This is a genomic window from Cellulomonas endometrii (genome assembly GCF_949769265.1).
Lineage (GTDB): Bacteria > Actinomycetota > Actinomycetes > Actinomycetales > Cellulomonadaceae > Cellulomonas > Cellulomonas endometrii.
Genome location: NZ_CATKPC010000028.1, coordinates 24,755 through 32,348, shown reverse-complemented (window position 1 = coordinate 32,348; position 7,594 = coordinate 24,755). Strand labels below are relative to the sequence as shown.

Sequence of the window (7,594 nt, the reverse complement as noted above, 5' to 3'; positions counted from 1 at the left end):
TACCCGCCCGGGCCGCCGCACCCCCCGCCACGTCCCCGACGACCGCCGCGTCGCCCACGGGCGGCGTCCCGGACCGGCCGGCCCAGCACGTCGTGGTGGTCGGCGGCGGCCCGGGCGGGTACGAGGCCGCGCTGGTGGCCCGCCGCCTCGGCGCGGACGTGACGGTCGTGGAGCGCTCGGGACTCGGCGGCTCCGCGGTCCTCACCGACGTCGTGCCGTCCAAGACCCTCATCGCGACGGCCGAGTGGATGACGATCGCCGAGCGGGCGTCGGACCTCGGCATCCGCCTCGACGTGCCCGCCGGCCAGGGGGACGACTCGCCGCTCGGGGACGACACCGGACGCAGCCGCCGGCACAGCATCGACATGGCCGTCGTCAACGCGCGCGTGCGGGACCTGGCGCTGGCGCAGTCCGACGACATCCGCACCCGCCTGGAGCGCGAGGGCGTCCGCGTCCTCATCGGGCACGGGCGGCTCGACGGCCCGGAGCGGGTGGTGGTGACGGGCGAGGACGGCGCGCAGCAGACCGTGGACGCCGACGTGGTCCTGCTCGCCACGGGCGCGACGCCCCGGACCCTGCCCGCCGCGCAGCCGGACGGCGAGCGCATCCTCACCTGGACGCAGCTGTACCACCTGGACGAGCTGCCGGAGCGGCTGATCGTGGTCGGCTCCGGCGTCACGGGCGCGGAGTTCGCCGGCGCCTACGTGTCCCTCGGCTCCCAGGTGGTGCTGGTGTCGAGCCGCGACCGCGTGCTGCCGGGCGAGGACGCGGACGCCGCCACCATGCTGGAGGAGGTGTTCCGGTCCCGCGGGATGGAGGTCGTCCCGCGCTCGCGGGCGGAGGCGGCCCGCCGCACCGAGGACGGCGTCGTCGTGACCCTGTCCGACGGGCGCGAGATCACCGGCTCGCACGTGCTGCTGGCGGTCGGCTCGATCCCGAGCACCCAGGGCCTCGGCCTGGAGGAGTCCGGCGTGCGCATGACGCCGTCGGGGCACATCGAGGTCGACCGGGTGTCCCGCACGTCCGCGCGCGGCGTCTACGCGGCGGGCGACGTCACGGGCGTGCTGCCGCTGGCGTCGGTCGCGGCCATGCAGGGCCGCATCGCGATGTCCCACGCGCTCGGCGACGCGGTCGCGCCGCTCAAGGTGAAGGGCGTCGCGGCCAACATCTTCACCGCGCCGGAGATCGCGACCGTCGGCCTCAGCGAGGAGGCGCTGATCGAGCGCACCGCCCACTTCGTCACCCACACGCTGCCGCTGGCCCGGAACCCGCGCGCGAAGATGCTGGGCGTCCGCGACGGGTTCGTGAAGCTGTTCGCGCACTCGACGGCGGGCACGGTGCTCGGCGGCGTGGTCGTGGCACCGCGGGCCTCGGAGCTGATCTTCCCGATCACGCTCGCGGTGTCGCACAGCCTGACGGTGGACGACGTGGCGAGCGCGTTCACGGTCTACCCGTCGCTGTCCGGCTCGATCGCCGAGGTCGCGCGGGTCCTGCACCTCACGGAGTAGCCCGGGCGCAGACGCGCGCTCAGCCGACGCGGACGGTCGTGATCACCGCGAGGTGGTCGGAGGAGTCGTCCGTCAGCACCCGCGCGTCGTCGAACGTCACGCCGCGCCCCAGCAGCCAGTCGATCCGGACGTCCGGGTCGACGCTCGGGTGGGTGAGCGCGTCCGGGTCGCCCGCGGTGTCGACCGCGCTGGACCAGCCGGCGCCGGTCAGCGCGTCGAGCTCCGGCGAGCCGGGGCCGGCGTTGAGGTCGCCGGCGAGCACGGACGGCCCGTCGGCCGGCAGGGCGGCCTCCAGCGCCGCGAGCTGCTCGAGCCGCGTGGGCGTGCTGCCGTCCCGGTGCTGCAGGTGCACGGACGTGACCCGCACGGGCGTGCCGTCCGGCCCGTCCACCAGCGCGGTCAGGGCGGACCGCGCCTGCGGCCCGTCGCCGTACGGCAGCGGGACCACCTCGACGTCGGTGAGCTCGGTGCGGGAGAGCAGGGCGTTGCCGAACTGGCGGTCGGCGGCGGGCGCGAACGCGACGTGCATGCCGAGCCGCTCGCCGAGCCACGTCGCCATGTCCACGCCGCCGCCGAGCACCCAGCCGCGCGCGACCTCCTGCAGCGCCACGACGTCGGGGCCCTCGGCCTCGATGGTGCGGGCGATCTGCTCCAGGTCGACGGCGGTGTCCGCGGCGACGCCGTAGTGCAGGTTCCAGTCGAGCACCACGAGCTGGTCCGCGTCGCGGTCGACCGCGGCGGCAGGCGCCCCGGCGGTCGACGTCCACCAGCCGACGAGCAGCAGCACGACCGACGGCAGGACGAGGAACCGCAGGGCGTTCGCGCGCAGCGGCGGGGCGGGCTCGCGCGGCGCGGGCTCGACCGGGGTGCGGAACCGCAGGCCGCCGCACGCGAGCAGCACCGCGGCGGCGACGACCACCCAGGCGTTGTCGACGCCCAGCGGCACGTCGTAGTCGAGCAGGTAGACCAGCAGCACCCCGACCAGCAGCAGGCCGACGGCCCCGGTCGCCAGCGACGTGCGCGGGATCCCGGGCGGCGCGGGCCGGCGGGTCTTCAGCGCGACCGCGAGCACCAGCCCGGCGGCGACCTCGGCCAGCGCGACGGCCACCAGCGCGACGACGCCGGTGGTGAGCAGGGCGACGGCCACGCAGACCGGCAGCAGCACCGCGGCGGCCCACCGCACCGGCCGCACCATCACCCGCGGGACCAGCAGCACCCACGCGGTGAGCGCCGACGCGAGCACGACGACCGTCCCGGCGGCCATCAGCGGCACCCCGGACTGCGAGGCGGCGAAGGCCGGGTTCGCCAGCACCATGAGCACCAGCGCGAGCGCCGGGCCGAGCACCCACGTGCGGCGCGGGCGCCCGCTGGCCTGCTCGCCCTGCGCGATGGCCGCGAACGTCACCGTGGCCAGCACCAGCACCAGGGCGACCACGGAGCCGACCACGCCCCCGCGCCACAGCGGGTCCCACGTCCCGAGCGCGAGCTGCAGCGCCGCGGACAGGCCGGTGCCGAGCGTCAGGCCCAGCGCCGCCTGCCGGCCCCCGGCGGCGCGCCCGGCGACCAGGGTCGTGGCGAGCACCAGCGTCGCGACGGCGAGCGCCGCGGTGACGAGCCCCGCCACGAACCGCGCCTCGTCGTGCACCACCTGCGTGACCAGCCGCGCGATCCCGGTGACCACGGCCGCGAGGAGCACGGTGCGGCCCGACGCCGTGCCCGGCCCGCGCCGCCCGGTCGCGACCAGCGCGAGGGCCGCGAGCACGCCGGCGGCGAGGAACGTGACCAGCGCCGTGCCGGCGACGACCAGGGTGCCGACGGAGAACGCCCGGTCCAGCACGGGACCCGACGCGCGGACGGCGTCGACGGCCAGCACGGTCACGAGCGCGACGAGCGAGACCCGGGTGGGGGTGCCGGCGTCCGGGGGGAGCGGGCTCCCGGCGGGCGGCGTGGTGGGACGCGCGGACGCGGGGACGCTCATCCGGCCAACCTACGGCCCGGCGACCTGTGCGTGCGAACAGCGGCGGGCGCCGCCGTGCCTCAGCCGGCGTGCGCCCGCTCGACCTCGGGCGGCAGGGCGGCGCGGAGCGTGGGCCAGGCGTCGGCGAACGCCGGGAGCAGCGGCAGCGCCGGGACGTCGTCCAGGGTGACCCAGGAGATCGCGAGGCTCTCGTCGTCCGTCGGGCGGGGGTCGACGGGGCCGTCCGTCACCGCGATCACCGTCGTGTACGTCCAGTCCTCGTGGTCGAGCAGGTGCTCGCCGACCACCCGGACGGACGCGGGCTCGATGCCGGCCTCCTCGGCCGCCTCGCGCAGCGCGCCGTCGACCGCGGACTCACCGGTGTGGCGGGCGCCCCCGGGCAGGCCCCAGGTGCCGCCCTGGTCGCTCCACGGGGCGCGGTGCTGCAGCACGACGACGGCGGGCTCGGTGGCCGTCGCGGGGCGCGCGAGCAGCAGCCCCGCGGCGCCCGCGGTGCCCCAGTGCCGGCGCCCGCACCGGCACTCCACCCAGCCGTCGCCCGGGTGCCGCGGTCCGCCCCTCACCCGGTCAGTCGACGATCTCGCAGATGGCCGACCCGGCGGCGACCATGCCGCCGACGCCCGCGGACAGCGAGGCGACGGTGCCGGCGCGGTGCGCGACCAGCGGCTGCTCCATCTTCATCGCCTCCAGCACGACCACCAGGTCGCCCTCGGCCACCGTGTCGCCCTCGCCCACCGCGACCTTGACGATCGTCCCCTGCATCGGGGAGGTCAGCGTGGTGCCGGACGCGGCGACCGCGGTCGAGCGGCCCCCGTTCCGGCGCGGGGCGGGGCGGCGCGGGCCCGCGGTGCGGCCGCGCCCGGCCCGGAGCGCCAGCGCGGCGGGGAGCACGACCTCGAGCCGCTTGCCGCCGACCTCGACGACGACCCGCTCGAGCTCCGTCGGGTCGGCGTCCTCGTCGTCGGCCGGAGCCGGCGCGGGGGAGCGGGTGAGCGTGGGCAGCGTGTCCGCGAACTCCGTCTCGATCCAGCGGGTGTGCACCGTGAACGGCTGCGTCGGGTCCGCCGGGACGAACGCCGGCGCGTCGAGCACCGCGCGGTGGAACGGCACGACCGTCGGGATGCCCGCGACCTCGAGCTCGGCCAGCGCGCGGCGGGCCCGCTCCACGGCCTGCGTGCGCGTGGCGCCGGTGACGACCAGCTTCGCGATCATCGAGTCGAACGCGCCCGACACCGTGTCGCCCTCGACCACGCCGGAGTCGACGCGGACGCCGGGGCCGGCGGGGAACCGCAGCGTCGTGATCTTGCCGGGGGCCGGCAGGAACCCGGCGGCCGGGTCCTCGCCGTTCAGCCGGAACTCGATGGAGTGGCCGCGGGTCTCCACGTGGTCGTAGCCGAGGGGCTCGCCCGCGGCGATCCGCAGCTGTTCCCGGACCAGGTCGATGCCGCTGATCTCCTCCGAGACCGGGTGCTCGACCTGCAGGCGGGTGTTCACCTCCAGGAACGACACGGTGCCGTCGGCCGCGACCAGGAACTCGCAGGTGCCGGCGCCGACGTAGCCGGCCTCCTTGAGGATGGCGATCGAGGAGTCGACGAGCTGCGCGCGCTGAGCCTCGGTCAGGAACGGCGCGGGGGCCTCCTCGACGAGCTTCTGGTGCCGGCGCTGCAGGGAGCAGTCGCGGGTCGAGACCACGACGACCGTGCCGTGCTCGTCCGCCAGGCACTGGGTCTCGACGTGCCGCGGCCGGTCCAGGTAGCGCTCGACGAAGCACTCGCCGCGGCCGAACGCCGCCGTCGCCTCGCGCACCGCGGAGTCGTACAGCTCGTCGATCTCGTCCTCGGTGCGGGCGACCTTCAGGCCGCGCCCGCCGCCGCCGAACGCCGCCTTGATGGCCACCGGGAGGCCGTGCTCGGCGACGAAGGCGTGCACCTCGCCCGCGCCCGCGACCGGGTCCGCGGTGCCCGCGACGAGCGGGGCGCCGGCGCGCTGGGCGATGTGCCGCGCGCTGACCTTGTCGCCGAGGTCCCGGATGGCCGCCGGCGGCGGGCCGACCCACACGAGGCCCGCGTCGATGACGGCCTGCGCGAACTCGGCGTTCTCGGACAGGAACCCGTAGCCGGGGTGCACGGCGTCCGCGCCGGAGCGGCGGGCCACGTCGAGCAGCTTGGCGATGTCGAGGTAGGTCTCGGCGGCGCGGGCGCCGTCCAGGGCGTACGCCTCGTCCGCGACGCGCACGTGCAGCGCCTCACGGTCGGGGTCCGCGTAGACGGCGACGGAGCCGAGGCCGGCGTCCCGGCACGCGCGGGCGATGCGGACGGCGATCTCGCCGCGGTTCGCGACGAGGACCTTCGAGATGCGGGGCACGGCTCACCGTAACGCGGGGGGCCCCGGCGGACGACGTCCGCCGGGCGTCCGGCGCGAAGATTGCGGAACCGCCCACACCGGCGCGCCCGCCTTTGGAGGGTTCCACAGGCGCCACGCGCGCGACGTCGCCGGACCGGGGCCGGTGGTTGTCCCGACCGGACAACCCCCGTCGCGCCGTCCCTCCCCGAGTGGATCATCCGGACGGACACGCCGTGGGCATGTTCGTCCGGATCGTCCACCCGCGGAGGCGGGGTCAGGCGGGGAGGCGGGGTCGGGCGCGGAGGCGGGGTCAGGCGGGGAGGCGGGTCAGGGAGGCGGGGTCAGGCGGGGAGGCGGGTCCAGAGGGCCGTGATGGGGACACCGCGGTCGGCCAGGAGCGTGCGGAGCAGCGGGAGGCTCAGCCCCACGACGCCGTGGTGGTCGCCCTCGATGCCCGCGACGAACGGGCCGCCGAGGCCGTCGATCGTGAACGCGCCCGCCACCCACAGCGGCTCGCCGGTCGCGACGTAGGCGTCGACCTCCGCGTCGGTCACGTCGGCGAAGTGCACGACCGTCGTGGACGTCGCGCCCGCCTCGGCGTCCGGCCCCGCCCCGGCCCCGTCGCGCCGGTCGACCAGCCAGTGGCCGGTGTGCAGCCGCCCGGACCGCCCGCGCATCGCCCGCCAGCGGGCGACCGCCTCGGCGGCGTCCGCGGGCTTGCCCAGCACCTCGCCGTCCAGCTCGAGCATCGAGTCGCACCCGAGCACCAGGCTGCCGGCGTGGGCGGGCGCGACGTCCCGCGCCTTGGCCCGGGCGAGCAGCAGCACCGCCTCGGCCGGCGGGACGTCCCCGGCGGCGGCGAGCACCGCGGGCTCGTCGACGGCGGACACGGCCACCCGGGGCTCGACGCCGGCGGCGCGCAGCGTGGCCAGCCGGGCAGGGGACGCGGAGGCGAGCACGAGGGTCGTCACGGGGCAGGAGCCTACGGGGACGTACGTCCCTCGGCCGGGGGGCCGCCGGTGCCGATGATTCCCGGGAAGATCCCAGCGGAGGGTGCGACGATGACGAGCGTGACCGAGCCCAGCACGACCGAGCCCAGCACAGCGACGGCCACCCGCGTGCGCGGCGACGCCGCCGACCCGGTGGACCCGGACCCGGACTCGCCCGCCCGCCGCGCGTGGCGGCGCCGGACCGCGATCGAGATGGTCGTGTCGGGGCTCCTCGGCCTCTACACGTCGTTCGTGCTGTCGATCGAGGCGTGGCACCTCGCCGCGGACCCGGACCGGACGTTCGGCTGCGACCTCAGCTCGGTCGTCTCGTGCGGGACGGTGGCCCGGACGTGGCAGGCGCAGCTGCTGGGCTTCCCCAACGCGTTCCTGGGCATCGCGTTCGAGGTCGCGGTCATCACGATCTCCGTCGCGGCGATCGGCGGGGTGCGGTTCCCGCGCTGGTTCATGCTCGGCACGCAGGTCGTGTACACCGTCGCCCTGCTGTTCGCGTACTGGCTGTTCCTGCAGTCCTACTTCGTGATCGGCGCCCTGTGCCCCTGGTGCCTGCTCATCACGATCACGACCACGCTGGTGTGGGCGGGGCTGACCCGGTGGAACGTGCGGGACGGGAACCTGCGCCTGCCCGGCCGCGCGGGGCCGTGGGCGCGGGACTTCGTCGCCGCCGGCCTGGACTGGTACGTCACCGCCGCGTGGCTGGTGCTGTTCCTGGCGGCGGTCGTCCTCAAGTACGGGCCGTCGCTGCTGGGCTGACCGGC

Annotated in this window: 6 protein-coding genes; 2 read left to right on the top strand and 4 right to left on the bottom strand. The window is 76.7% G+C overall.

Annotation, left to right across the window (positions count from 1 at the left end):
* The first annotated feature begins 92 nt into the window (after window positions 1-92).
* A complete protein-coding gene (locus QNH85_RS19170) occupies window positions 93-1,508 on the top strand; it encodes an NAD(P)H-quinone dehydrogenase (RefSeq protein ID WP_282948974.1) in 1,416 nt (471 codons plus the stop codon).
* Between the two features lie 19 nt (window positions 1,509-1,527).
* On the opposite strand, the gene QNH85_RS19165 is transcribed toward QNH85_RS19170, so the two are convergent.
* The 4 genes from QNH85_RS19165 to QNH85_RS19150 all read right to left on the bottom strand — a co-directional run bounded on the left by QNH85_RS19165 (window position 1,528) and on the right by QNH85_RS19150 (window position 6,800).
* Window positions 1,528-3,486 carry an endonuclease/exonuclease/phosphatase family protein gene (locus QNH85_RS19165; RefSeq protein ID WP_282948970.1) on the bottom strand — a complete coding sequence of 653 codons (1,959 nt, stop codon included), beginning with the start codon at window positions 3,484-3,486 and terminating at the stop codon, window positions 1,528-1,530.
* 59 nt (window positions 3,487-3,545) lie between these two features.
* Complete coding sequence (locus QNH85_RS19160) at window positions 3,546-4,049, bottom strand: NUDIX hydrolase (protein ID WP_282948969.1); 504 nt, start codon at window positions 4,047-4,049, stop codon at window positions 3,546-3,548.
* A 4-nt stretch (window positions 4,050-4,053) separates the two neighbouring features.
* A complete protein-coding gene (locus tag QNH85_RS19155) occupies window positions 4,054-5,850 on the bottom strand; it encodes an acetyl/propionyl/methylcrotonyl-CoA carboxylase subunit alpha (protein ID WP_282948968.1) in 1,797 nt (598 codons plus the stop codon).
* Between the two features lie 320 nt (window positions 5,851-6,170).
* The gene (locus QNH85_RS19150; protein ID WP_282948966.1) at window positions 6,171-6,800 is read right to left on the bottom strand and encodes a Maf family protein; all 630 of its coding nucleotides are present in this window, start codon (window positions 6,798-6,800) and stop codon (window positions 6,171-6,173) included.
* Window positions 6,801-6,899: 99 nt separating this feature from the next.
* Between QNH85_RS19150 and QNH85_RS19145 the strand changes: the two genes are divergently transcribed.
* Window positions 6,900-7,589 carry a vitamin K epoxide reductase family protein gene (locus tag QNH85_RS19145; protein ID WP_428830439.1) on the top strand — a complete coding sequence of 230 codons (690 nt, stop codon included), beginning with the start codon at window positions 6,900-6,902 and terminating at the stop codon, window positions 7,587-7,589.
* The last annotated feature ends 5 nt before the right edge of the window (window positions 7,590-7,594 follow it).